This window comes from Tenacibaculum sp. (assembly GCF_050290165.1).
Lineage (GTDB): Bacteria > Bacteroidota > Bacteroidia > Flavobacteriales > Flavobacteriaceae > Polaribacter.
Map to the genome: position 1 here is coordinate 138,163 of NZ_JBNKHD010000004.1, position 26,145 is coordinate 164,307.

At 33.1% G+C, this 26,145-nt stretch carries 22 protein-coding genes; 10 read left to right on the forward strand and 12 right to left on the reverse strand.

Annotated features, from left to right (window positions below; genetic code table 11):
* The first annotated feature begins 33 nt into the window (after positions 1-33).
* From ACQY6M_RS05745 to ACQY6M_RS05760, 4 genes are read left to right on the forward strand one after another with little or no spacing between them, the layout of a single operon-like run.
* Positions 34-4,416 carry an eCIS core domain-containing protein gene (locus ACQY6M_RS05745; RefSeq protein ID WP_428741363.1) on the forward strand — a complete coding sequence of 1,461 codons (4,383 nt, stop codon included), beginning with the start codon at positions 34-36 and terminating at the stop codon, positions 4,414-4,416.
* Positions 4,409-5,104: a hypothetical protein gene (locus tag ACQY6M_RS05750; protein ID WP_428741362.1), complete on the forward strand. Its 696-nt coding sequence runs from the start codon at positions 4,409-4,411 to the stop codon at positions 5,102-5,104. The genes ACQY6M_RS05745 and ACQY6M_RS05750 overlap by 8 nt, the downstream gene beginning before the upstream one ends.
* A gap of 33 nt (positions 5,105-5,137) precedes the next feature.
* Entirely contained in the window at positions 5,138-6,490 is a 1,353-nt protein-coding gene (locus ACQY6M_RS05755) for an ATP-binding protein (protein WP_428741361.1), read from the forward strand.
* A gap of 12 nt (positions 6,491-6,502) precedes the next feature.
* Entirely contained in the window at positions 6,503-7,324 is an 822-nt protein-coding gene (locus tag ACQY6M_RS05760) for a hypothetical protein (protein WP_428741360.1), read from the forward strand.
* An 8-nt stretch (positions 7,325-7,332) separates the two neighbouring features.
* Here the strand turns inward: ACQY6M_RS05760 and ACQY6M_RS05765 are convergent, their stop codons facing one another.
* The gene (locus ACQY6M_RS05765) at positions 7,333-7,689 is read right to left on the reverse strand and encodes a hypothetical protein (protein ID WP_428741359.1); all 357 of its coding nucleotides are present in this window, start codon (positions 7,687-7,689) and stop codon (positions 7,333-7,335) included.
* 7 nt (positions 7,690-7,696) lie between these two features.
* Positions 7,697-12,070 carry a DNA polymerase III subunit alpha gene (gene dnaE, locus ACQY6M_RS05770; RefSeq protein ID WP_428741358.1) on the reverse strand — a complete coding sequence of 1,458 codons (4,374 nt, stop codon included), beginning with the start codon at positions 12,068-12,070 and terminating at the stop codon, positions 7,697-7,699.
* A 237-nt stretch (positions 12,071-12,307) separates the two neighbouring features.
* Between dnaE and ACQY6M_RS05775 the strand changes: the two genes are divergently transcribed.
* The 3 genes from ACQY6M_RS05775 (at position 12,308) to rimM (ending at position 13,724) form a co-directional block, all read left to right on the forward strand.
* Positions 12,308-12,499, forward strand: a complete 192-nt coding sequence (locus ACQY6M_RS05775) for a cold-shock protein (RefSeq protein WP_028891302.1) — start codon at positions 12,308-12,310, stop codon at positions 12,497-12,499.
* Between the two features lie 176 nt (positions 12,500-12,675).
* Entirely contained in the window at positions 12,676-13,179 is a 504-nt protein-coding gene (locus ACQY6M_RS05780) for a 30S ribosomal protein S16 (RefSeq protein WP_428741357.1), read from the forward strand.
* Positions 13,180-13,196: 17 nt separating this feature from the next.
* Positions 13,197-13,724, forward strand: coding sequence for a ribosome maturation factor RimM (gene rimM, locus ACQY6M_RS05785; protein ID WP_428741657.1), 528 nt, complete (start codon positions 13,197-13,199; stop codon positions 13,722-13,724).
* Between the two features lie 69 nt (positions 13,725-13,793).
* On the opposite strand, the gene ACQY6M_RS05790 is transcribed toward rimM, so the two are convergent.
* Both ACQY6M_RS05790 and ACQY6M_RS05795 read right to left on the reverse strand, forming a co-directional pair.
* Complete coding sequence (locus tag ACQY6M_RS05790; RefSeq protein ID WP_428741356.1) at positions 13,794-14,033, reverse strand: hypothetical protein; 240 nt, start codon at positions 14,031-14,033, stop codon at positions 13,794-13,796.
* 143 nt (positions 14,034-14,176) lie between these two features.
* The gene (locus tag ACQY6M_RS05795) at positions 14,177-14,680 is read right to left on the reverse strand and encodes a GNAT family N-acetyltransferase (protein WP_428741355.1); all 504 of its coding nucleotides are present in this window, start codon (positions 14,678-14,680) and stop codon (positions 14,177-14,179) included.
* 50 nt (positions 14,681-14,730) lie between these two features.
* Between ACQY6M_RS05795 and ACQY6M_RS05800 the strand changes: the two genes are divergently transcribed.
* Complete coding sequence (locus ACQY6M_RS05800) at positions 14,731-15,321, forward strand: PhnA domain-containing protein (protein ID WP_428741354.1); 591 nt, start codon at positions 14,731-14,733, stop codon at positions 15,319-15,321.
* 51 nt (positions 15,322-15,372) lie between these two features.
* Here ACQY6M_RS05800 and ACQY6M_RS05805 read toward each other — a convergent pair whose 3' ends face one another.
* Together ACQY6M_RS05805 and ACQY6M_RS05810 are read right to left on the reverse strand one after the other, a co-directional pair.
* Complete coding sequence (locus ACQY6M_RS05805) at positions 15,373-16,428, reverse strand: nucleoid-associated protein (protein ID WP_428741353.1); 1,056 nt, start codon at positions 16,426-16,428, stop codon at positions 15,373-15,375.
* 33 nt (positions 16,429-16,461) lie between these two features.
* Positions 16,462-17,061 (reverse strand): ribonuclease HII, encoded by a 600-nt coding sequence (locus ACQY6M_RS05810; protein WP_428741352.1) that lies wholly within the window; start codon positions 17,059-17,061, stop codon positions 16,462-16,464.
* Positions 17,062-17,179: 118 nt separating this feature from the next.
* On the opposite strand from ACQY6M_RS05810, the gene ACQY6M_RS05815 reads away from it, so the two are divergent.
* Complete coding sequence (locus ACQY6M_RS05815) at positions 17,180-19,096, forward strand: putative porin (RefSeq protein ID WP_428744928.1); 1,917 nt, start codon at positions 17,180-17,182, stop codon at positions 19,094-19,096.
* Between the two features lie 23 nt (positions 19,097-19,119).
* On the opposite strand, the gene ACQY6M_RS05820 is transcribed toward ACQY6M_RS05815, so the two are convergent.
* The 3 genes from ACQY6M_RS05820 to ACQY6M_RS05830 all read right to left on the reverse strand — a co-directional run bounded on the left by ACQY6M_RS05820 (position 19,120) and on the right by ACQY6M_RS05830 (position 22,469).
* Positions 19,120-19,578, reverse strand: a complete 459-nt coding sequence (locus ACQY6M_RS05820; RefSeq protein ID WP_428741350.1) for a GNAT family N-acetyltransferase — start codon at positions 19,576-19,578, stop codon at positions 19,120-19,122.
* Between the two features lie 33 nt (positions 19,579-19,611).
* Positions 19,612-21,078, reverse strand: coding sequence for a Na+/H+ antiporter NhaC (gene nhaC, locus ACQY6M_RS05825; RefSeq protein WP_428741349.1), 1,467 nt, complete (start codon positions 21,076-21,078; stop codon positions 19,612-19,614).
* 191 nt (positions 21,079-21,269) lie between these two features.
* Positions 21,270-22,469 carry an aminotransferase class I/II-fold pyridoxal phosphate-dependent enzyme gene (locus tag ACQY6M_RS05830; protein ID WP_428741348.1) on the reverse strand — a complete coding sequence of 400 codons (1,200 nt, stop codon included), beginning with the start codon at positions 22,467-22,469 and terminating at the stop codon, positions 21,270-21,272.
* A 163-nt stretch (positions 22,470-22,632) separates the two neighbouring features.
* Between ACQY6M_RS05830 and ACQY6M_RS05835 the strand changes: the two genes are divergently transcribed.
* A complete protein-coding gene (locus ACQY6M_RS05835; protein WP_428741347.1) occupies positions 22,633-23,091 on the forward strand; it encodes an Lrp/AsnC family transcriptional regulator in 459 nt (152 codons plus the stop codon).
* On the opposite strand, the gene ACQY6M_RS05840 is transcribed toward ACQY6M_RS05835, so the two are convergent.
* The 3 genes from ACQY6M_RS05840 to ACQY6M_RS05850 form a co-directional block, all read right to left on the reverse strand.
* The gene (locus tag ACQY6M_RS05840; protein WP_428741346.1) at positions 23,086-24,186 is read right to left on the reverse strand and encodes a DUF4407 domain-containing protein; all 1,101 of its coding nucleotides are present in this window, start codon (positions 24,184-24,186) and stop codon (positions 23,086-23,088) included. The genes ACQY6M_RS05835 and ACQY6M_RS05840 overlap by 6 nt on opposite strands.
* An 81-nt stretch (positions 24,187-24,267) precedes the next feature.
* Positions 24,268-25,746: a M56 family metallopeptidase gene (locus tag ACQY6M_RS05845; protein WP_428741345.1), complete on the reverse strand. Its 1,479-nt coding sequence runs from the start codon at positions 25,744-25,746 to the stop codon at positions 24,268-24,270.
* Positions 25,746-26,114, reverse strand: coding sequence for a BlaI/MecI/CopY family transcriptional regulator (locus ACQY6M_RS05850; RefSeq protein ID WP_428741344.1), 369 nt, complete (start codon positions 26,112-26,114; stop codon positions 25,746-25,748). The genes ACQY6M_RS05845 and ACQY6M_RS05850 overlap by 1 nt, the downstream gene beginning before the upstream one ends.
* Between the last annotated feature and the right edge of the window lie 31 nt (positions 26,115-26,145).

Consider the following 26,145-nt stretch of genomic DNA (forward strand, 5'->3'; position numbering starts at 1 on the left):
AATATAAGATATAAAACAAATAAGTAATTATTTATGTTTTCACCAAAAACCCAGCATAGTACAAAACCAACTTCTTCAAAACCAACTGGAGAAGGAAATTTTATTCAGCCTAAACTAAACGTTGGGAAACCGGGTGATAAATATGAGGTAGAGGCAGATAAGGCTGCTGACCAAATTATTGCTAGAGGAAATGAAACTCCATCTTCATTTTTTGCGCCCACAGTGCAAAAGAAAAGTGAAGAAGAGATTCAAAAACAAGAATCAAATGAACAAGAAATTCAGCAAAAACCACTAGTTGACTCTATAAGTCCAGTGGTTCAATTAAAATCAGATAATAATCTTCAAAAGCAAGAAGAAGAATTACAACAAAAGGAAGAGGAAGACGTCCAAAAACTGGAAGAAGAGGATGTGCAAAAATCTCTTGAAGAGGAAATCCAAACGAAAAAAGAAACAACGGAGTCCCCATCTGCTGGAGAAGTAATTCAGCAAAAAGTAGAAGAAGACATTCAAGAAAAAGAAGAGGAAGAGATTCAGGAAAAAGAGGAAGAAGAGTCTCAACAAGTACAGATGTCTGGTGGGGATGACACTTCTTCATTAGAAAGTAATCTCAGCAGTTCAAAAGGAGGAGGAAGTCCGTTAGGCACAGATACAAGAAACGAAATGGAATCAGGTTTTGGAGCAGATTTTGGAGGTGTTAGAGTTCATAACGATAGCAATGCGGTTCAAATGAATCAAGAATTAGGCTCTCAGGCTTTTACCAATGGAAATGACATCTATTTTAATGAAGGCAAATACAATCCAACATCAGAGTCAGGAAAGCACTTATTAGCGCACGAGTTGACTCATACCGTACAGCAAGGAGTCTCACCTGCTTCCAATAGTGTTCAAAAATCAGAAGGAGAAACAGGTACAGTAACCTTAGTGGCTCCTACCGAACCAGTAGATATCACAAATGGATTACAGTTATCGGACGATTGGCTAGCTTATATTGAGCAAGAATCAAGAACAACTAACTTTGATGTAAATGTTAAAATAGGTGCACAATTCGAAGGAACCATTAAAATCCGAAAGTTGGGAAGACCTGCAGAAGGAGAATCTCAAAAATTTGAGCTTTCTAGAAATAGAGGAAATAAACATTTAGATGTCCGTGGAATGTCATTTTTAAATCCGTTGAGAGAAGCTGGGGTATTTCCTGTATTAGTATTAAATAGCTTTGGAGAAGAACAAAATACAACAGGTTTTTTAAGTATTCGAACAGGAGAGAACGTTTTTACTAGAGATGCACTAGGAATTATCCATAAAATTAATGAAAATCTTGAGGCAATGAGCTTTTTAGGGGTAAGTCCTATTGAAGTAGCAGAAGGCTTAGAAAATAAGTTTGAAAACGGTGGGTTAAATTTTAGAGCAAACAATTTATCAGCAAATATAGATGGCTATATAGAAGCTACGGGTAGTTTAGGAATTACAGATTCTAATTTAAGTTTTGAGCTTAATTCTACCGTAGATATTGCAGGTTTAGCATCTGGAGAATTTAATGTAGCAAGAGGAGCAGATGGTAAATTAAGTGGACAAGTAAGTGTCGCTGCTGATATAGCCAATGTAAGTGCTTCTTTAACTGTTGAATATGATGATGGAGCAGTAACTATTCAGGGTACAGGTAGAATGAATTCAGAAAAGTTTTCTGGTGAAATAACCTTATTAGTTACCGATGCAACCCGTTCTCGTCAAATGATGCACGCTGCATTAGGGGTAGAAAGTATGGATCAAGAAGCAGAGGCTCCTGCTCAGGAGCAAACTGCTGTGCCAAAAACAAAAGATAATCAAGTATTAGCAGGATGGGGAGAAGTACAAGCCACCATAACTCCTTGGCTACAAGGAACTGCTAAAATAGGAATTGACCACTTAGGTCATGTAACTATTGTTGGTGAGGTCGTTGTAACAGAAGATATTGAGTTGATGGAGCAACGAGGGAAAAAGGTGGATATTTTTGAAGTAGAAATACGAGCGGGATATGGTATCCCACTAGTAGGACAAGTATTCTTATTCGCAAGTATTGGAATGTTTGCCAACGCAGGTTTCGGACCTTTGGTTTTAAAAGATGTAGGTTTTACAGGAACCTATTCTACAGATCCATCGGTTTTACAGAATTTTAGTATTACGGGAACTTTAGGAATCAATGCTTTTGCGGTACTAGGGTTAGAAGCCGAAGCAGGAGTAGGTGTTACTTTAATAGGACACGATGTAAAAGCTGGGGTAAACGTAACAGCAGCTGCAGGGTTGAGAGCGTATGCAGAAGCTACACCAACTTTTGAGTATAAAGAAGAACACTCACCAGAAGGAGGGAAAATTGGAGAATCAAGGTTGAAAGGACATTTTGAAGCAGCAGCTCAGCTGTTTTTACAATTATCAGGAGCATTATTTTATGAGTTAGATAGTCCTTGGTGGTCTCCAGCACCCGATGGACGAGAAGAATTCCCTTTAGGAGAAGTACAATACCCAATTGGAGATAGTTTAGGAATAGGTGCAGATGTAGATTGGTTAGTAGGAGGAGAAGAGCCACCAGAGTTAAAAATGTCTCCTGTAGAGTTTGATCCTGATAAGTTTACTGCTGATGTGATGGCAGATCCACCACCAAGAACTATGGGGGATAGTGAATCAAACCCAGATGGAGAATGGCAAGGAGAAAATCCAAATAGCAGTCAAAATGAGAATCCAGAAATTACGGGTGAGGGAGAAGGGTTACCACCAGGAAGAAGAGAAGAAGATTTAAGCACTCTTACAGAAGAGCAAAAATATATGCGTGCTTTAGATGAACTCTCACAAATGGAAAATGCCAATCCGAAACCTACTATTGGAGTAGTAGAAGATAAAATCAATAGGGTGAAACGCAGATATGGTATCCGTAGAATTCAAACCAGAAACGAAGAAGCTGAAAGCGTATCGATTTATGTAGAACATGGAGAAGAAAATAATTCAAGACACTTACTACAAATACCGTTAATGAGTGAGGCGGAACGTTTGAGAATACTAGGAGAAGCTTTACAAGATTTGAGAAGAAAAGAGAGTCGTGCTGCTAATGAAGATGGAACTATAGAAGAATCTGCAGCAGATTCTATGTTACAATTATGGAAAAGAGAACATCTTGTTATTGAGAATGTAAGGGCTGTAGACGGAGGTAATACTTGGGATTATTTTATTGATTATGGGAATGAGAGTAGAACAGAGACAGGTAAAATAAAATCAAGTAGTTCTGATGAGCAAGGAGTTGAAGAGAATGGAGGAAATACAAACTCAGAAGAAGTAGAAAGTATAATAGGTATGTCTAAATCTATTAACGTAGATGGAGGACACACGTTAAAAATAGAAGGAACAATAGAAAGGGTAGAAATTAATGTTTATAGTGAAAAACAAACTTTAAATGGGCTACTTAATGATAAGAGACAAGAAATTCACGAAAATCGTGAATCGGATTCAGAATATGAAGCTAAGTCGAGAGCAATAGAAAACTTGTTCAATGAGAAAAGAGTATTAGGAACCAATATTGGTGCTTATAAAAGAGCAGTAGATAATGCTTACACAGCAGGTCATGGTAATGAACCGATAAGGAGTGCATATAACTTAATAGTAACAAATTTAACTAATATAGCTGCCGATTTAGTAATAATAGGTGTACTTGAGCATACAATTGAACTCCCAATTTCTCGAGTTTCTTTTGAAACTGACAGTAAGGGTAGAGCATATATGTTAAGAGCAGCGCCATTATCTAAAATACCAGGGAATACTAGAGGGTCTACACCTACGCAAGATCCGCAAGGATGGACTAATATTCCAGTTTCTTTGAGAAGAAGTGGGGCATGGGTAAGAGCACATATGTTGAACCATAGATTACATGGACCGGGTACTAGAGAAAATCTTTTTCCAGGAACTAGAGATATGAATTTAAGGGACATGGAGAACCAAGTAGAACATTTTGCTAAAGAAGCAGTTTGGGATAATAATCAAGTTATTTACTACAATGTAGATGTTTCTTATGGTAATACAGGTGTATTTGAAGATATACCAACTATTGTGGTAATGAGTTTTGGACCTTACAATACAGAGACGAATTTACCAGAAAGTCCTACAAAAACAAAAAGGTTTACCCAAGCACCTCCAACAACAAGTGTAAAAGTTACAATTAATGAATCAAGTTCTGGATCTTTGAATTCAAAAGCTCTAGCCGAAGGTGGTAGCAATGGAACAGGTTTATCAGGTTTTTTTGATAGGTTAGTTAGTGGAAGGCCATCAGGAGGGTACCAAAATATAGTACAGGTAAGGTCTGTTGTTTCGGCACTATATACTAATCAAGATGCATTTATGTCTGCCTTTACTAAGTTTAATAATTTAATTAATGCAAATGTTTTAGAATATGACTAACATCAAAGAATTGTTTTTATTTAAAATGTTAGAAGAAGTTGGTAATGCTTTTGAACATGGAGTTAGTATAAAAACACCAGTAACGTATGCATTACCTTCTCACAAAATAGAGAATATTCAGTTGGATATACCTAAAGATTTAATTGATTTTTATGAGCAAACATCAAAGCTAGAACTTTTGTGGGAGTTACAGAATACAGAAGAAAACACAAAACAGTTTAAAGAAAATAAGTATTTAAAAGAAAAATACTTTGAAAATAATTACGATTGGAGTGTTGTACATGAGTATTTAAGTGGATTTATAAATATAACTAAAGTAGAAGATATATTTAATCCAATTTTTTGTAGAGAGCAAGGATATTACTACACATTATCTAATTTGGAAGAGAATCAAGATGATTTTTACCCTTTTGATATCTGTTGGAGTTTAACAGCTTGTTTAAAAAAAGAAGGAAATAAAATAGTAGATAATATATGGTTAGTTCATACAGATGCAAACGCTATTTATAATATGAAAATTACCATAGAAGTATATTTAAATCTTGCATATCAAGCTAAGGCACTCCATTATTGGCAGCTGATATATTTATTTAAAGAGAAGTCAGAATACTTTGAATTAATGAAACGGTTTTTACCAAAAATACTACCCCATATCAAATTGGATTTAAAACCTTTTGGAATAGAGTAAAACTCTTTTCAACTTTAAAAAAAATAGAAAGTTATGGAAACATTGATAAACGATATAGAAACAAAAGAAGATTTACAACAAGCGATTTCTTTTTTAAAAGAAATAATTTATGCTAGATTATCTTCAGAATTTCATGGTGATGATTTTTTAAAACTAGATATGAGTTTTGAAAAGAATGATTCTTATATAGCTTCTTTCATTCGAGGTAATGAACTAAATTATTCCGATAAGATATTATTACTCTTAAGCATAATACCTCATATTTTACCCAATTTCTTTAATAATATTATTTCTGATTTTTTGCCCAATGGAGGTGAACTACCTGAGTTTGGAGGAGTAAAAGGGAAAAACCATAGAGGAATTATTCCTACAGTAGAGACTGCTTTATACATATTAGCAGGCAATAATATAGAAGAGCGCAAGCTGGTGTCAAACTTTATATTATGTGAGAGCAAACTAATTAGAAAAGCTATAATTGAGATAGAAAAAGTTCCCTATGGAGAACCACAAATGAGTGGAAGATTAATTCTTATCCAAGAGTATATGTACTTTTTTATAACAGGGAAAAAACTTAAACCACAATTAAGTCAAGATTTTCCAGCAAGTTTAATTACTACAGATTTAGAATGGGAAGATTTAGTGTTACAAGAAAAAACATTAAATGATGTTAAAGAGATTGAAAGTTGGCTAGCCTACAAAGAAATATTGATGAATGATTGGGGGATGTCGTCAAAAATAAAACCGGGGTATCGCGTATTGTTTTGTGGGGCGCCAGGAACAGGAAAAACATTAACTGCAGGGTTGTTAGGAAAGCATACAGGAAAAGATGTGTATAGGGTAGATTTATCAATGGTAGTGTCAAAATATATTGGAGAAACGGAGAAAAATTTATCCAAACTTTTTGACAAATCAATCAATAAAGATTGGGTATTATTCTTTGATGAGGCAGATTCCATCTTTGGGAAACGAACCAATGTGAGAGATGCTCATGATAAGTATGCAAATCAAGAAGTATCATATCTGTTACAACGAATAGAGATGCACCCAGGACTTATAATTCTAGCTTCCAATTTTAAGAACAATATAGATACCGCATTTACACGTCGTTTTAATAATATTATTGAGTTTGAAGCACCAAACTATGATGAAAGACTTATGTTGTGGAAAAATAACTTACCTAAAAATATAGAGTTAGAAAAGGAAATTACTATAGAAGAATTAGCGAAAAAGTTCAATATAACTGGAGCTAACATCGTAAATGCAGTTCAATATGCATGTTTAAAAACGATAGCGAATAAAGAAAATAAGATACAGAGACAATATATTTTAGAAGGAGTAAAAAGAGAGTATACAAAAGAAGGAAAGACGACCAATATCACAATTTAAAAAGAGAGTGTTATGAAAACAATAAATCAAATAAACGGAATCCCTTTGCATTATGCACGACTAACTAATCACCCTTATGGAACAAGGGGTGAACAACGTAATTTTTTAATTGAAGAAAGTTTTTTGGGTGTATTAGAAAATGCTTTTCAAGAGGTTTTTAATAACTGTCCATTAGGAATTCCCGAAGTAATTACAACAGCAGGGATTTTTGTAGACAAACCAGGGCAGCACGGACATGGAAAAGCATTTGATATAGATGCTATTTTTTGGAATGATGAAACGTTGGTGACTGCTAATTTTATACATCAAAAAGAACTGTATTTAGGAATAGAATCTTTCTTAAGAAAGCATTTTGGGATTGTATTAAACTATTACTATCCGAACCATAAAGATCATTGGCATATGGATATTAGTGTTCCTGTTGATTATAATGAAACATCAAAATCTGAAACTTTGTATTTACAATTAGTTCTAAAATATATTTATAATGAAGAAATTTTGGTGGATGGTATTTGGGGGCGCCAAACTTCTGGAATAGTAAATGAAGTTTTTGAAAAGCTGGGAATTGATACGCCTATTACTACGAAGGCAAATTATTTAAAGTTTTTAGATATCACAGGTAAAATAGCATTTAAATTGTTTGAAGAAAATACTTCTCCCAAGCATTTATTAAATAATTTAAAGGAGGTTGTAGAAGATTTACCGCAACAAAATAGAATAGTTGTTAGAGAAGCATTGAATAGCTTTTTGGATCATGGAGAAACAGTAAGCTGGTTACATAATTTTGAAGGGGTGCATAACTTAGAAACTATAATAAACGAGGTTATAGCGTAAAGAGCAAACTACCTTAAAAATTGCTGTCTAAACCATACTTTTTTCCAAACTCTTTTTAAAATTAAAAAAGTAGCATTTTCAGTATATATATCAATATCGTTTGATTCAATATTTTGTACTTCTTTTTCAGAAACATCAATGCGATATAAAAGGTTTGAGTATGAGCTAAAGTCATGCAGTAGTAGTTCTTTTACCATTTTTTGTAGCTTTTCTTTTAAAATTAGAGGCGTGCTATTTTCTGAAAAAGTGAAATCAATACCTACTAAATTTAAGTCTTTGTTAAGCTGAATTATAAGCTGATGATATAATTTTTGAGTAGCTACATTGGTAAGTAAATCGACACTATTTTGATAACTAGGTAGCATTTTAAAATTAATTCAATTTGTAATTAATAAATTGCTCATCTAAGGCTTTTAAAAACTGACTTGACACTTTAATTTTAGTCGTTCTACTAGGTAAATTCAATTCAATTTTCTCTTCAGCATCCCAAATAGTAAAATGTAGATTTTGTGATCCTTTGTTTGTAGCAAATAAGTGTTGTAATTCTTTAATCTTATTTTCCTTCACTTCTTGCAACGGGATTTTAATAGTTAGTTTTTTACACATTTTGTCCATAATATCATGTAATAATAAAAACTCATTAAAACCTATTCTAGGTTCACCTTTAACACCTTCATTGTTTGTCCATCCGGGTTTGATTGTAGTTTTGATAAATAAGAATGAATTAGGAACTAAAAAGTGCTTGAATTTTAGATAATCTTCCCCAAAAATTCTGAACTCGTAGCTGTCATTATAATCTTCCATAGTAAAAGAAGCCCATCCTTTTCCTGCTTTTGACACACGATGTTGTACATCGGTAACAATACCGGCAAAAGATAATCCTAAACCTTCGTATTGAGCAATATTCTTAAAGTGTGCAAGGGTAGCGTTGCAAAAATTCATTTCATTTTTAAAGTCATCCAACGGATGTGCAGAAATATACATTCCTACCACTTCTTTTTCACGAGCTAAGAGTTCCATAGTTCCCCAAGTTTCACATTCTGGAACTTGAGGTTCTGGTAAATCAACTTCTGAGGCTTCTCCAAATAGAGAAACTTGAGAGGAATTTTGATTCTCCTGATATTTATTTCCAAAACGGATAGCTCTTTCTAAAAATGTTTGCCCTTTTTCGTCTTTCACATAATACTGAGCACGGTGTGTACTGGTAAAAGAATCAAACCCTCCAGCTAAAACCAATCCTTCAAAAGCTTTTTTGTTGGCCACACGTAAGTCGACACGTTTAGCTACATCAAAAACAGAAGAGTAATGTCCATTTTCTTTACGCTCATCAATAATGGCCTTTACAGCAGAACCTCCAACTCCTTTTATTGCCGCCATACCAAAACGAACGGCTCCGTCTTTGTTTACCGAAAACTTAGCATACGATTCGTTTACATCTGGTCCTAATACTTCTAAGCCCATACGTTTACACTCTTCCATAAAGAACGAAACTTGTTTAATGTCATTCATGTTATTTGAAAGCACTGCAGCCATATACTCAGCAGGATAGTGTGCTTTTAAATAGGCAGTTTGATAGGCAATCCAAGCATAACAAGTAGAGTGCGATTTGTTGAAAGCATAGGATGCAAACGCCTCCCAGTCTTTCCAAATCTTTTCTAAGGCTTTTTCATCATGTCCGTTAGCTTTAGCTTGATTCACAAACTTAGGCTTCATTTTAGCCAGTACCGCAGCTTGTTTTTTACCCATGGCTTTACGAAGTACATCGGCTTCACCTTTGGTAAAATCAGCTAGTTTTTGTGAAAGTAGCATTACTTGCTCCTGATATACCGTAATACCGTAGGTTTCTGCTAAATACTCTTCCATGGCTGGGAGATCATATTGAATCTCTTCATCACCGTGCTTTCTTCGAATAAAAGAAGGAATATATTCTAAAGGACCTGGACGATATAGAGCGTTCATCGCAATTAAGTCGGCAAAAACCGTAGGTTTTAACTCTCGCATATACTTTTGCATTCCAGGAGATTCGTATTGGAATATCCCGACTGTTTCTCCACGTTGGAACAATGCGTATGTTTCTTCGTCATCAATAGGAAAGCTTTCTGGATCGAGTTCTACTCCGTGGCGTGCTTTTACAATTTTTACAGTATCCTTAATAAGGGTTAAGGTTTTTAACCCCAAGAAATCCATTTTTAATAATCCCGCACTTTCTACTACCGAGTTATCAAACTGGGTAACATACATGTCGGAATCTTTCGCTACAGATACTGGTACAAATTTGGTAATATCATCAGGAGTGATAATTACTCCACAGGCATGAATTCCTGTGTTACGAACAGAACCTTCTAAAATTCGAGCTTTGTTAATGGTTTCCGCTTCCAATCCATTACCATCGGCAATAGCTTTTAGCTCGTTTACCATTTCTATTTCTTCTGAACGAAGTTTTTCTTTCAATCCTTTCTCATCTAGTGAGAAGATTTTTGCCAATTTCATTCCAGGAATTAACTTGGCAATTCTATCTGCTTCAAATAGAGGTAAATCTAATACACGAGCGGTATCTCTAATAGAAGATTTTGCAGCCATGGTACCGTATGTAATAATTTGGGCTACTTGATTGGCACCATACTTTTGGATTACATAATCCATTACACGCCCACGACCTTCATCATCAAAATCAATATCAATATCGGGCATCGATACACGCTCAGGGTTCAAGAAACGCTCAAAAAGTAAATCGTACTTAATCGGATCAATATTGGTAATCCATAAACAATACGCAACTACCGAACCGGCGGCAGAACCACGTCCAGGGCCCACCGATACATCCATATTTCGGGCTTCTCGAATAAAGTCTTCAACAATTAAGAAATATCCAGGATATCCTGTTTTGGCAATTACGTCAAGCTCAAAATCTAAACGTTCGCAAACACTTTCTGTAAGCTCACCATAACGTTTTTTAGCTCCTTCATAGGTTAAGTGACGTAAAAAATTATTCTCACCACGTTTTCCTCCATCTTCTAAATCTTTAGCATCTCTAAATTCCTCAGGAATATCAAAGGCGGGTAATAATACATCACGAGCTAAACCAAAAGGTTCTATTTTATCAACAATTTCTTGAATGTTGATAATAGCTTCGGGTAAATCGGCAAAGAGTTTTTTCATCTCTTCGGTAGATTTAAAGTAGTATTCGTCGTTAGGTAAACCATAGCGATACCCTCTTCCTCTACCTTTTGGAGTGGCTTGTTTTTCGCCATCTTTTACACACAATAAAATATCGTGCGCATTGGCATCTTCTTTATCTAAATAAAAAGTGTTGTTAGTGGCAACAACTTTTATATCGTGTTTTTTTGAGAATTCTAAAAGAGTTTCGTTTACAACTCTTTCGTCTTCTTGTCCGTGACGCATCAATTCGATATAGAAATCGTCTCCAAATTGTTCTTTCCACCAAAGTAAGGCTTCTTCAGCTTGAGCTTCACCTACATTTAATATTTTACTTGGAACTTCTCCGTATAAATTTCCAGTCAAAACAATAACGTCTTCTTTGTATTGTTCAATAACTTTTTTGTCAATTCTTGGAACATAGTAAAAACCATCAACAAAGGCAATAGAAGACATTTTTGCCAAATTGTGATATCCGTTTTTGTTTTTTGCTAATAAAACAACTTGATATCCATTGTCTTTTTGACTTTTATTGGTATGGTCTTCACAAACATTAAATTCACAACCTACTATAGGTTTTAAAATACTCTCAGTTGGTTTTTCACCTTTTTCTATAGCTTCGTTATTAGCGGCTTCAGCAGCTTTGTTGTGTCCTATAATTGCTTGCACAAAATGGAAGGCTGCCATCATATTTCCACTATCAGTCATTGCAACTGCAGACATGTTGTCTTTTGCAGCAGCATTTACAATATTTCCAATTTGGATAGTAGATTGTAAAACAGAGTATTGTGTATGGTTGTGTAAATGTGCAAATTGAACACCTTCTAATTCAGCTAATCCTTCAGCAGTAGAAATGGTATTGGCTTCTTCTGTTTCTGAGGATTTTCTTTTTCGGATTTTATCACTTTCCTTTTTTAGATTCAAGTGCGTAAGCCCGATAACTTGAATAGGATTTGGGTTTGCTTCCGTGTAGCGTTGAAAGTAGTCAGAAGAAACATCTAATTGTTCTTCGGTATACTGACGTAAACGAATCAATTCTAAAAAACATCGAGTAGTTGCTTCTACGTCTGCAGTAGCATTATGCGCTTCACCAAAACCTACACCGAATAAATGATTGTGTAATTCAGTAAGTGTAGGAAGTTTGAATTTTCCTCCACGACCTCCAGGAATTTGACACATTTCGGCTGTGTGCTCGGTACAGGTATCTAAAACAGGTAATTCTGTTAAATTGTTCTCAACACCCAAGCGATGAAATTCACATCCCATGATGTTAACATCGAACCCAACATTTTGACCAACAATAAACTTTGTTTTTTGAAGGGCTTCATTAAATAATTTTAGTCCTTCACTTAAAGCGATACCTTGCTCGATAGCTAGATCGGTTGAGATTCCATGGATGCGTTCTGCATCATATGGGATATTGAATCCGTCTGGTTGAATTAAGAAATCGTTATGTTCAATAAGGTTTCCAAGTTCGTCATGTAATTGCCATGCAATTTGTATGGCTCTAGGCCAGTTATCGGTATCGGTTATTGGAGCATTCCAGCTTTTTGGTAATCCAGTAGTTTCGGTATCGAAAATTAAATACATGGGCAAAAATGACTTATTGAAGTGTTGTATAAAACAGATTGTAAAAATACGAAGAATTTAGGTTGCAATTAAGAGAAGTTATTAACGGGTGTTTTTTGTTGTAAGTAAAGGGTTTGAGGCCAGTTAGAGTAAAAAGGAGGTGTTAAGTATAGGTTAATTTTTAAATAAATATTAAAAAAAGTGATTGATACTCAATTAATAAGATTACATTTGTACTTTAATATAATATTTTTTACAATGAAAGAAGGAACAGTAAAGTTCTTCAATGAATCTAAAGGTTTTGGATTTATTACAGAGTCAGGATCAAACACAGAACATTTTGTACACGTATCAGGTTTAATCGATGAGATTAGAGAAGGTGATACTGTTGAGTTTGAACTTAAAGAAGGAAAAAAAGGATTAAACGCAGTTAGCGTTAGAGTATTATAATAATATATCTCACAAATTTATTTTTCTTAAGAGCCTGTTAAACAGGCTCTTTTTTATTGTGTTTAAATAGTTTTTTTACTTTTAAATGAAAAATATTTTATAAATTTGCGCCCACTTATCACGAGATGATAAGATATATTAATAATCAAGGTCGCGAACCTTAAAAATTAAAAATTATGCCTGTAAAAATTAGATTACAAAGACACGGTAAAAAAGGAAAACCATTTTATTGGGTAGTAGCTGCTGATTCAAGAGCTAAAAGAGACGGACGTTTCTTAGAGAAAATTGGAACTTATAACCCAAACACTAACCCTGCAACTATCGATTTAGATGTTGATGGAGCTGTAAAATGGTTACAAAACGGTGCTCAACCAACTGATACTGCTAGAGCTATCTTGTCTTACAAAGGAGCTTTATTAAAGAATCACTTAGCTGGTGGAGTAAAAAAAGGAGCTTTAACTGAAGAGCAAGCTGAAGCTAAATTCAACGCTTGGTTAGAAGGTAAAGCAGCAAAAGTTGCTGGTAAAGCTGATGGTTTAGCGAAAGCTGAAGCAGATGCAAAAGCAAAAGCTTTAGAAGCTGAAAAGGCTGTAAATGAAGCACGTATTGCTGCTGCTGTTCCTGCTACTGATAGCGAGGATGCTGCTGTTGCTGAAACAGGTGCTGATAGCGAAGAATAAAAACGTGTAGCACGATGATGCAAAAAGAGAATTGCTTTTATCTTGGCAAAATCGTTAAAAAACATAGTTTTAAGGGTGAGGTAGTTATTAAGTTAGATACTGATGAACCCGATCTTTACGAAAATTTGGAATCAGTTTTTGTCGATTTAGGCAATAATCTGGTTCCTTTTTTTATTGAAAAATCTTCATTAAGTAAAGGGACTATGTTTAGAGTGAAGTTTGAAGATGTAGATACTGAAGCGGATGCCGAAGCTATTTTGCGAGCAGGGGTTTATTTACCTTTAGACTTGCTTCCTAAGCTTTCTGGAAATAAGTTTTATTACCATGAAATTGTTGGTTTTACTGTTGTTGATACAGCTTTTGGAGAGGTAGGAATAGTTGTTGGTGTTAATGACTCTTCTGCACAGCCTTTATTTGAAATAGATAGAGACGGTAAGGAGATATTCATTCCAATGATTGATGATTTCATTAAGAAAGTAGATAGAGAGCAACAAATAATAGAAGTGGAAACCCCAGAAGGATTAATTGATTTGTATTTAGCTTAAAAAATTGTATTACTTTTTTGAACTAAGATAAAAAGTAAAAAACCAGAAGATATCATCTTCTGGTTTTTTTTAAACCGCTTTTTTTAGAACTTTTAATTTACTTGAGGTTTTGTTAATCTCGTTATTTATCAAATCTTGTGTTCTTATAATGTCAGTAATTTGAAAACTTCTTCCATTAAAGTTCTTTTTGATAATAACTCTTTCTAACCAGTACATTTCTCCTTTAAAAATCAAAGGAAAAAATAAAAACCTACTAGTTTTAGTTTTTGATGTCCTCTTTTTTTGAGAGGGTTTTAGCTTAATTTTCATTTTCTTGGTTAATTTAAACAAAGGTCATGCAGGCTTTGGTGTTAAGCTTGGGTAAACTTTGTGTTTAAAAATAAAAATGGGGAAAAAGTTGTCGCAAATGTATACTTTTTATCCTAAGTGATATAAGGAAAAGGTGTTTAAAATTAAAAGATGTATTCAAAAATACAATCTTCAGTATTTTCGAAAATCTGTTGCATTCCAATAAACTCAAAACCTAAGTTTTTTAATAGTTTTTGAGATTTTTCATTTCCTGGCATTGTTAGGGCTAACACTTTCTCTTGTTTAAATTGCGAGCGAACATATTCTATAATTAGTTTTGTGGCTTCTGTGGCATAACCTTTGCCTCTCCCAACAGGTAAAAAAGCATAGCCAATATCAATAAAATCTAATTTTTCTCTTTTTAATGCAGTAGATGTGCCAATAGGTTTGTTAGTTTCTTTTAAAATGACGGTAAAAAAGCCTAGACCTCCTAATTGTATATTCTTAAACAAGGTTTCTTCTAGATAAACCTCAGTTTCTTGAATAGATTTTAAGCTTTTGTCGCCAATAAACTGAATCCAATCAGGGTCATTGAATAGCTCAAAATAAAATGGAGCATCGCTCATTTGAGCTTCTCGTATAATTAATTGTTCGCTTTCTAATAACATGGTTTAAATATAAATTAAAAATGTATTTTTGCGAAGCAAAAAATAACAAAATGAGTTTACTACAAGAATTACAAGATAGAAGCGGAAATCAATGCGAATTATGTGCAGCAAAAGATAATTTATCAATTTATGAAGTGCCTCCAATTTCAACAGGTGGAGTTGATGGTAGCATATTGGCTTGTAGCACTTGTATTGAGCAAATTGAAAACCCTGAAGCTACAGATGCAAATCACTGGCGTTGTCTAAATGATAGTATGTGGAGTGAGTTTAGAGCAGTAAAAGTAGTCGCGTGGAGAATGTTGCATCGTGTAAAAAAAGATGGTTGGTCACAAGATTTACTGGATATGATGTATTTAGAAGATGAAGAATTGCGTTTTGCTGAAGCTACAGGAGATCATTTAGATGAAAGTGAAAAAATTATTCATCGTGATGTGAATGGAGCTATTTTACAAGCGGGAGATAATGTGGTATTGATTAAAGATTTAAAGGTAAAAGGTTCGAGCATGGTTGCAAAACAAGGAACAGCGGTACGTAGAATTTCGTTGGATCCTGAAAATGCTAAATACATTGAAGGTAAAGTAGAAGGAACACAAATCGTTATTATTACCGATTACGTAAAGAAAATGGCTGAGAAGGAGTAAAATTTTGTTCAGTTGAGTCTATAAAAAAGCCATTCTAATGAATGGCTTTTTTTATTTTTCAGTGTTATAAAACACTTTATAGAATTTCATTTTTTTCTCCTCGTCATACCCTTGTTCTAAGTATTCAGCAGAAGCATCTGGAGCATCTACATCAATTTTAATTTGTATGTTGGTGTCTAACTTTATTTCAGTTTTAAACTTACTTTTTTCCTTTTTTAAGACAACATCTGAAACCTCAAAGTTATTGCGGATTAATACGTCGTTCAATTTTTCAAAGTGTTGTTTGTAGTCCTCAAATAAATTTTTGTGTTTATCTTCTTCAAAGATTTCATCTTTAAAATTGTGGTAATCTACACTTTCGTGTTCTTTAAAGTAATCAACGGTATTGGCTAAAAAATTACTTTGTTCTTGTTTTCCAAATTCAGGCTTAATCACTTCTTCAGAAAATTCTTTACACATTTCAAGGTAGTTTTGAGTGTGTAAATTACGATCATCTGCATACTTTACACTTAAAAAGTTTTTAATCCAGTATTGTGCATCGTAATTGTTATTATCTACTGATAAAACTACCGTTCCTTCTGTATCAGAAGAATTCAAAATCAAACAACCTTTATCCAATCTTTTGGTAGAAATTCCTTTTTGAACCACAACGTCAAAACTATCATCGTCTAAATAGGTTTGGAAAAAATCTACTTTGCTTTCAATTTTAAAAACCCCAACAGCCTCTGTTAAAACATCTTTGTACTCGATGCCTTCAAAATAAGCAACAATCACATCACCAGTTTTTATATTGGCAGAGTTTGATTGTTCATAAAGATGGTTAACTATGTTTTTAGAATGTTGAATAAAAACCTCATTGCTATCATCTTCAAAAATATCTGAAGTGTATTTGTTGATTTCGTTTAGACGAACATCTGCATGATGACTAAAACGATAGCTCTGCGTAACCGCACCAAAAGGCTTTAGTAAAAAAGGGAGTAACAATTCGTAACTTTCTTCATCAAAACGAACTAAACTTTCAGAGAAAGCATTTTGCCCACTATTGTATTTGTTAGCTACTTTGTGAATGATACATTTGTTAATTTCGGTACGAGTTCTTTTAATCATCTTCTAAAAAATTGGAAGACAAAAATAGAAAAATTAAAGTTCCAATTTTAATTGTTCAGGTAACAATTTAAATGATTTTCTGTGGTAGGGTGTTGCGCCAAATTTACGGATAGCTTCGCGATGTTCTTTGGTAGGATATCCTTTGTTTTTTTGCCAATTGTATTGTGGAAATTCTTGATGAATTTTCTCCATATATTCATCTCTATAAGTCTTTGCTAGTATAGATGCCGCGGCAATACTCATAAATTTAGCGTCACCTTTAACAATAGTTTGATGTGGAATTTCTTGATACGGTTTGAACTTATTTCCATCAACAATAATAAATTCTGGTAAAATGTTTAATTGTTCAATAGAACGATGCATACCTGTTATTGAGGCTTGCAAAACATTTAGTTCATCTACCTCTTCTTGATGGATAAAGGATACACCAAAAGCTAAGGCACGCTCTTCAATATACGGACGAAGTTCTTGTCTTTTTTTCTCTGAAAGTTGCTTGGAGTCGTTCAGTAATTCGTGTTGAAAATTATCAGGTAAAATTACGGCGGCGGCAACTACAGGCCCTGATAAACAACCTCTACCAGCTTCATCAGTGCCAGCTTCTAATTTATGCCCACTATAGTTTAATTGCAACATGCTACAAATTAACAGTTTTCAAAGAAATTAAACCTAAAATTAATCGTTAAATTATTTTACTTTTGTCGTTATGAAGAAAAATCTTTTAATGTTTTTTTGTTTGGTAAGTACTCAGATAATGTTAGCTCAAATAAGATCTATTGATGGTAATTTTGGTAGAACAAACGGAGGACTTAATCAAAATTTAGATTCGTTGCCTGAAAATGAAATCAATGTAAAGCTTAGTGGAAAAACAAAGTACACAGACTATAAAATAATATCACATAAAAACGATACTACGATTGTAGATACGACCCTTACAATTCAAAAAGAATACAAGTTTAACTTTTTACGAAAAGATAATTTTGAATTGTTAGCTTTTCATAACCAAGGGCAAACATTTAATAACCTAGCATACGATTTTACGAATATTTCACAGTTTCCAGATATTGGTTTTAGAGCGAAGCTATTTAATTATTTCACTATTGAAGATGTGAATTATTATCATGTACCTACACCCACTACTGAAATTATGTATCGCACAGGTTTGGAACAAGGGCAGGTAGTTGATGCACTTTTTACTACAAACTTTTCTAAACGATTTAATTTAGCAATTGCCTATAAAGGACTTCGTTCTTTAGGTGCATATAGAAGGTCATTAGCTAGTACTGGTAATTTTAGAGTGAGTTTTAAGTATGAAACACCTAAAGGACAATATGCTATTAAAGGTCATGCAGTAAATCAAGATTTTTTTAATCAAGAAAACGGAGGATTAACAGCTGTTTCATTAGAAGCTTTTGTAAATGATGACCCAAATTTTAGCGGGAATAGAGGTAGAATGGATGTTAATCTTGACGATGCAGAAAATACTTTTGATGCTAAACGTTTATATTTTGAACATACTTTTAAGTTACTTTCTTCAAAAGATAGTTTGCAAGATAGAGAGTTCTCTAATTTGAAGTTAGGTCATTCATTTATTAGAGATTCTAAATTTTACCGCTTTAAACAAAAAACAGCAACTACAGTTATTTTTGGTGATGTAAACTCATTTGGGAGCATCAGTAATAAAACAAATTATTTGCTGTACAATAATCAGTTTTTTTTAGACTTTAACTCAAAATATATATTGGGTAGATTTCGAGTAAAGACAGATTTGTCAACATATAATTATGGTTATGAGAATCTACAAAATAATACAGCAGGAATTACTAAAAATAAACTAAAGGGTAATGCTGTTTCGTTTGGTGCAGATTGGAATGGTAGAATTGGTAATTTTCATGTGAATGCTAATGGGAGTTTAACTCCTGGTAGTGGACGTTTGTCAGGAAATAGATTGTCTGGAGAAGCGTTTTATAAGAAAGACAGTGTACTTACTGTTAAAGGTAGGATAGGCATTAGTAATAAGTATCCTAACTTTAACTTTTTATTACACCAAAGCACGTATAATGATTATAACTGGGAAAAAGATAAGTTTGTTCAAGAAGGAACACGAACTTTAGGAGGAGTTATTGAATCAAAGTGGGGGAATGCATCTGTTGATATTACAAATATCAGTAACTACACATATTTTGATGAAGACGGACAGCCGAACCAATTTTCAGGAGATGTAAACTACTTAAAGGCAAAAGTGTCTAAAGAATTTACCTTAGGAAAATTTTCGCTGGATAATACTTTAATGTATCAAAAAGTAGCAAATGGAAGTGATGTTTTTAGAGTACCAGAATTTGTAACCCGTAATACACTGTATTATACAGATGAATGGTTTAAAGGAAAACCTTTATTAGTACAAATTGGAGCTACGTTTAAGTATTTTTCTAAATACAAAGCGAATGCGTATAATCCGTTGTTATCAGAGTTTACTTTACAAAACGATACGGAGATAGGTTATCCTACTGTTGATTTATTTTTTAATGCAAGGGTACGAAGAACACGAATTTATTTTAAAGCAGATAACATAAGTTCTTTTGCGCTTGATAAAAATTATTTTTCGGCACCAAATTACCCTTATAGAGATTTCGTTATTCGTTTTGGAGTAGTGTGGAATTGGTTTATATAATGGGATAAAAAAGTTATTTTTTACTACATATTTTCAGGGAATAATAATTCCATTTCAGGTAAAAAACGACCTTTAATACTACTTTCTTGTTTGTTAATTACCCTAAAACCATGTTTTAGGTAAAAGGATTCCGCGTTTGGATCAGCTAAAACATTTAAAACAGTGCAAAATTCTTTTTTACAGTATGCTTTTACATGCTCAAGTAATTTGGAGCCGATACCTTGATTTATAAAATTGGGAACAACAAATAAAAACTCTAAAATACTTGTTTTAAGATTAGTTCTGTTTAAAATATAAAATCCACCTATTGTGTCGTTGATTAGGTACTTGTATATACGCCATTCTTCAAACATTTTAGGTTTTACAGTTAAATCTTCTCTCCATTTTTCTATCTGTTCTTCTGAATATCCCCAATAAGCCTTGGATTGTAAAGCGATTGTTGTTAATAATTCTTGGTCTTGTATTTCAGCTTTTATGATCATAAAAAAAGCCTCACTTTAAAGTGAGGCTAGATATTATTTTGTAGCTAATTGTCTTATTTTAATTTTAAATGCTGCAAAAATTAAGGTCATGATTGGACTTAAATAGTTAAAAACAGCGTATATAAAATATTCTCCAACGCCAACACCTAAAACTCCCGACTGATAAGCACCACAAGTATTCCAAGGAATTAAAACAGAAGTAACAGTACCGGAATCTTCTAAAGTTCTACTTAAGTTTTCAGGAGCTAGTCCTTTATCTTCATAGGCTTTCTTAAACATTTTACCAGGAATTACAATTGCTAAGTATTGATCTGAAGCAATGGTATTTAATCCTAAACAGCTTATAACAGTACTAGCAAATAATCCAAAAATTGAAGAAGCAACAGATAACAAAGCTTTAGTTAGTTTAGCTAAGGCACCTATAGCATCCATAACCCCACCAAAAACCATTGCACAGATAATTAAAAAGATAGTCCATAACATTCCATTCATACCACCAGAACTGAACAGTTCTGTTAATTTTTCATTATCTGTTTGTACTTGAGTGTCAGTTAAGATCGAGTTTATGATTGATTGAAATTTTGATTCAGCTAAACCTGCTAATACATCTGCTTGAAAGATAAAAGCAAAAACACCTGCTAATACAACTCCTGTTCCCAAAGCAACTAGTGGTTTAGTTTTTAGTAAAATCATAATAATTACGACTGCAGGAACTATAAATAACCAAGGTGAAATATGAAAAGTATTTTGAATTGAAGTTAATAAGTTACTAACATCCGCATTACCAGTTGTATCAATAGTACTGCTTAAAATAGCGAATACTATAAGAGTTATTGTAAAAGTAGGTACTGTAGTGTATCCCATATATTTAATATGAGTAAATAAATCTGTACCCGCCATAGCAGGAGCTAAATTGGTAGTGTCAGAAAGCGGTGACATCTTATCTCCAAAATAGGCACCAGAGATAACAGCTCCTGCAATCATACCTGATGGAATTCCTAGGGCAGTTCCAATTCCAACCAATGCAATACCTACTGTAGCAGAGGTGGTCCAAGAACTACCTGTTGCTATTGATATAATAGCAGCGATAATAACCGAAGCAGGTAAAAATATTCCAGGACTTAATACTTGTAGTCCATAATAAACCATTGCTGGAATAATTCCACTTACTAACCATGTTCCTGCTAAAGCACCTACTAAAAATAAAATCATAATAGGAACAAAAACACTTTTCCAGTTTTCCCATACCTCTGCAGCCATTCTTTGTAAAGAAACTTTGTTTAAAAAGCCTACTATAGCTGCAATTACTCCTCCCATCAATAAAATATATTGATTTGAATAGTCACCTAACCATGCACCATCTGCATAAAAAATATTGTAAGCTAATAGTCCCATTAAAATAATTACAGGAGTCAGCGCTTCCCAAATATTCAGTTCTTTATTGTCAATTATTTTTTGTTCTTCTATTTGAATTTCAGATAAATTTTTTTCGTCTCGCATGTATGGTATTTTTCGGCATGTAATGTTACGATTTTGTATAGAATTACACAAATGGAATTAGTTTACCCTATTTTTTAGAAAAAATTGAAAATAAATGGTAGATAAACTAAAAAGTCACCTCATGCAGTGTAAAAAAATGAATTGATATTTTCACGTTGCTTGAGATGACAAAATTTATATATAAACTGTTTTTACAGTACGTCGACTTCTTTCATACACGCTTTCATCATTTGATAAGTACGTTCTATATCATTGTCTAATCCAATAGAAAAACGAATTAATCCATCAGTTAAACCCATTTCTTTTTGTTCTTCCAAAGGAATTTCAGAAGAAGTTGAAGTACCTGGAGCAGAGAATAAGGTTTTGTAAAAACCTAAACTTACGGCTAAGTAACCTAAGTTTTTATCTTGCATTAACTCCATTAAAGCATTGGCTTTATCTAAAGATCCAGCATCAATAGTTAGCATTCCTCCAAAACCATATTCTTCATTCATCATCGATTTGAATACTTCGTGAGATGGATGTGATGGTAATCCTGGATATACAGTTTTTAATCCGTCTGCTTCAAATTTTTCAGCTAAATAACTAGCATTTTTACTGTGTTGTTTTACACGGATATGTAAGGTTCTCATGTTTTTTAGAATTGATGAGGCGCGTAAAGAGTCCATAGAAGCTCCTAATAACATACTTGCTCCGTCAATTACACTTTTTTGAGAATTGATAAAATCTTTTGTTCCGCAAATTACACCTCCCATCGTATCAGAAGAACCGTTGATAAACTTTGTTAAACTGTGAATAACGACATCAGCACCCAATTGGGCTGGTGAAATTGATAGTGGAGAAAATGTATTGTCAACCACCAATTGTAAATTATGTTTTTTAGCTAATATCGAAAGGGCTTTAATGTCTGCAACCTCTAATAATGGATTACTTACAGTTTCGCAGTAAATCATTTTAGTGTTTTGGTTAATAGCAGCTTCTACTGTATTTAATTTTGTAATGTCTACAAATGAAGTTTCAATTCCTATTCTTGGAGTAAAATTTTTAAGAAAGGCATACGTTCCTCCATAAATAGTTCTACTAGAAACAATATGATCACCTGCGCTACAAATTTGTAGAATAGTAGGAGTAATGGCTCCCATTCCTGTTGCAGCAACGTTAGCAGTTTCTGTACCTTCCATAGCGGCTAACGCTTCAGCTAAATATAAATTTGAAGGTGAAGAGTGACGAGAGTATAAGTGGCATCCGTCTGTATTGCCTTCAAAAGTATCAAACATGGTCTTTGCTGATAAAAAAGTATAGGTAGAAGAATCTGAAATAGATGGATTAACTCCTCCGAATTCTCCGAAATATTGTAAATCTTGTATGTTGTTTGCTGGTTTAAATTTCATATTAATTAGAATTAGTTGTTAAAAGACTACTAAAATCAATTTTATATGGTTAAAAATCAATATAAATTATCTTTTGTAGATATTTATGCTAAATTTGTGTAAATAATTAGTTTTTATTGCTGGTTATATGTGAAATAAATAAAGTAAGTAGATTTTTTTTCTGATGAAGTTAGATAAGATAGATAAGAAGTTATTAGGATTACTCCAGTTAGATAGTAAACAAACCACAAAACAGTTATCATTACAGTTAGGTTTATCGGTTACAGCAGTTTATGAAAGGATAAAAAAACTAGAAAAAGAAAAGGTTATTAAGCAGTATGTTGCTTTGGTAAATAAGAATAAAATTGAGAAATCTTTTTTAGTTTTTTGCCATATTCGATTAGAAAAACACACCAAAGAATATATTGCTGTTTTTGAAAGGGAAATAAATAAGTTAGAAGAGGTAACCGAATGCTTTCATGTAAGTGGGGATTATGACTATATTTTAAAAATTTATGTAAAAGATATGGATGAATATCGTGAGTTTATGGTAAATAAAATTACGGCGTTAAAACATATTGGTAGTACACATAGTATTTTTACTATTGGAGAAGTTAAGAATTCTATAGCCATTGCATTATAGTATCTCTTGCTGATTCTTATAAAAAGAGTCAGCTTGTAACTTTATTAAGTTACGAGCCATTTTTTGTTTGTAATTGTATAATTCCTCTTCGGTTTTTAAATCAGAATATACTTTCTCGTTGAGATCTATATCGGTCTGTAAAAGGGCTTCTCGTTGATTAATTTGTTGCTGAATCCAGGTTTTAACCAAAGATTCATGGTTTTCTAATTTGTAATCGTACTCGCTTTTTGAACTTATAAGCTTAGCAAAAATAGGAGCTGTTTCTATTGCTAAAAACAAAAGAAAAATGAAGAAAGAAGGTAGCCAAGGAAGTTTGTTTAATGCATTAACTCGAGCCATTAAACCATCAAAATTAGAAATAATAGGTTGTGTTTGTGTTTCTTTCAATTTTTGATTTTCAATTAAATTGGCAATAGCGGTCTCTTTCTGCTGTATTTTATCAGAGTTTTCTTTTTTCAATTGAGCCAATTCGGCTAGAGCTGTATCGTGTTTTTCTCTTTTTTCTTTATAAACCGGACCTTTACCAATTAACTTGGTGCCTTTTCTTCCCTCAGCTTCTGAAATATAGGTTTCGTACAAGGTATTTACCTGGTTTTCTTTCGTAGTAATTTCGTCTTTTAAAGAAGCAATTTCTGAGTTGATTTTTGCTATTTCTGGAGTAAATTGTTGTGCAATTTGTGTTTTGTTGTCTAGTGTCATCTGATTTTTCTCTGTCAACAATACTTGGTTGATTTCCTTTTCAAAGATTTTTAATTCCAATGGTTTAGAAATTACCACAGCAATTATCATGGCAAGTAATAACCTTGGTAATACTTGTACTAGTTCTTTTCGTTTAGAATCACTCTTTTTAATGGTAGAAACGATGAATCTATCTAAGTTAAAAATGAGTAGACCCCAGATGATTCCAAAGAAAATAGAAGTGTAAATGTTATCAAAAACAGTATATAATGCATAAGCAGAGGCTATCGTAGCCATAAGTGCAGTAAAAAAAACAGTGGCTCCAATACCAGCATATTTATTCTGCTCTCCGTTAGCACATTTTTGGAGTAGTACTAAATCTGCTCCAGAACAAAGAAGGAAAAATCGTTTTAACATAAAAATAAGCTTACGCCTTAATAACGAGTGATTTATGTAATTGTTACAAAAAAAGCCTCCTTTAAGAGGCTTTTAACAGAATTAGTTTTTAATAACTATAGGTTTATCAGTAAGTTTAAATGTAGCTTTACCATTTTTATTCGAAACTTGTAAGTTAAAAGCATCGTTTGCTTCTAAAAGTTTTAAAGCTTTTTTATAATTTATTTTTTTTCCGTTGTAGTAATATTCTGAGTTATTGTCTTTGTGTTTTTTGATAAAATCCAAAGGAGGTAATGGTTTTGGAGGTACTGGTATATCTGACATTTTTCCTTCTCTAACAACTCTATAACTATGGGGTGGAGGAGGTGGTATGTCTGATTCTTCTCCTTCTTTAACCACTCTATAGCCTTGTGATGGAGGTGCTGGTTTGTCTGATACTTCTCCTTTTCTAATAACTCTATACTTGTGAGGAGGAGGTGGCGGAAGTTGTTCCTTTTCCTTTTCTGTCAATTCCGAGAATTTTTTAGTTATTTTATTTCCTTCTGCATCATAGTAAGTTATTTCAGCGTCTTCATGATTAACTCTTTTTCTATAAACTGTAACTGATGATGGAATTGAATCTTGTTTTTTGCCAGCGTTCAGATTTAATAAATTTAAATCCTTTGGATCTTTTGAAGTGCTAGAAGAAAATACACGCGTTTTTTCTTCGGACTCATGTTTTTTGGTTACTTCAGCTTTTACTCTTTCAGCAAAGAGAAATGTGAAGCCTGCTAGTACTGGTATTACTGCCAGTTTTTTTAGCAAAATCTTAGTGCGAGAACTTTGTTTAGTCATCATTAATAATCTTTTTTTAGTTAATAAATAATTCAAATTACTGGCCAAGTAATATTCGTTGTTCCAAGTAGCTCTATTTAGTAGTAAATATTGATACTCGGTAGTGTTTTTATGTGTAGTAATTACGTTATTGTCTGCTAAAAACTCATGATTTAACTTAATTGCTTTTTTAAGAAATATAAATGTTGGATTGATCCAAAAAACAATTTGTAAAAACTCAATTAAAAGGATGTCAAAAGTATGTTTTTGCGAAGCGTGTGTTAACTCGTGTGTGTAGAGTTCAGTTTCAATTTTATTGGAGTAGTATTCTTTTTTATTAACAAAAATATAATTCCAAAAGGTGTGTGGACTCATCAAATCGTCAACCAAAACAAGGGTAGCCTTGTCTTTATTAATTTTTTGATGTTGTTTTATCTTTAAGAAGATATCAAATAGGTTTTTTGTAAAACGAATGAATAAAATGATTGCTACAATTGCATATACAACAAATAAATATAGTGCGTAGTTAATTTCCTCAACTGTATTTATAGTCATAGATGTATCTGTAATTAAAGAAGGTGTTGTTCCTAAAGTATTTGGAACAGTCTCTATGTATATTTTATACAAAGGAGCCAAAAATGAAAACAGCACACTTCCTAACAGATAAAATCGGTTGAATTGATGCATTTTTTCTCGTTCTAACACTAAGTGATAGAAAGCTAAAAGCAATACTAAACAAAGCCCTGATTTGATTAAATACGTTACCATTATTGTTGCTTTTTAATTTGCTGATCAATAATTTTTTTCAAATCTTCCAGTTCAGAAACTGATAAATCTGTTTTCTCTGCAAAGAAAGAAGCAAATTGACTTGCAGAATTGTTAAAAAAGTTTTTAATCAATCCGTTCACATGCTTTGAAAAGTAGTCTGATTTTTTGACTAAAGGAAAATACTCTCTTGATTTTCCATCTAATGTATAGTCTACAAATCCTTTATCTTTCATTCTTTTTAGCAAAGTAGCAACAGTAGTTGTGGCAGGTTTTGGCTCAGGAAACTCAGTTAAAAGGTCTTTCATAAAAGCTCTTTTCAATTTCCACAAATATTGCATTACTTGTTCTTCTGTTTTCGATAATTGCATTTCGATAAAATTATAACCGTACTCTACAAAT